Annotated in this window: 1 protein-coding gene; it reads left to right on the top strand. The window is 45.9% G+C overall.

The genetic code is table 11. The annotated features are described in order from the left end of the window. A partial coding sequence (locus RQ738_RS13640; RefSeq protein WP_314165868.1) for an outer membrane protein assembly factor BamE occupies nucleotides 1-321 on the top strand: 321 nt, incomplete at its 5' end. Nucleotides 322-547: the final 226 nt, after the last annotated feature.

The following is a 547-nucleotide window of genomic DNA, read 5'->3' as shown; positions in this document are numbered from 1 at the left end:
ATGCGCATCCTTCGCCCGCTGACAATCTTGATACTGCTTGTCGTTCTGAGCCTGCCGGTCATAAGTTGCACGCCTTCGATGGGACGTCCCTTTCCTGTGAAGCAGGTTCGTCAGATTGAAATCGATAAAACCACCCGGTCAGAGATCAGACAGATGTTTGGCGATCCCTGGCGGACCGGGCTTGAGAACGGCAAACGCACCTGGACTTACGGTGAGTACAGCATGAAAATCACTCGCGATCTGGTGATCCGGTTCGATGATCAGAACGTGGTTGAATCTTACAGCTTCAGCTCTTCTGTGCCGGAAGATGAAGATCTCTAACATTTTACCTTTAATTAAGGTTCGTACTTATCCACTTCGCTCAAGTAGATTATTAATGGAAGGCTTTGCGAAGCAATTTGGAATCACAACCATTAATCTTAACGCCCGTTCGCTTCGCTCACTCAAGACGCAAAGAGGTTAAGCAAGACGCAAAAAAACATGTTTTCTTAAAAAAGCTTCTCTTTGCGCCTTTCTTTTATCCTTTGCGCCTTTGCGTTAATTAAAT

The sequence above is a fragment of the Sulfuriflexus sp. genome (genome assembly GCF_032250955.1).
GTDB lineage: Bacteria > Pseudomonadota > Gammaproteobacteria > AKS1 > AKS1 > Sulfuriflexus.
The sequence above is the reverse complement of the archived record's forward strand: the minus strand, read 5'-3'. Positions and strand labels throughout refer to the sequence as shown.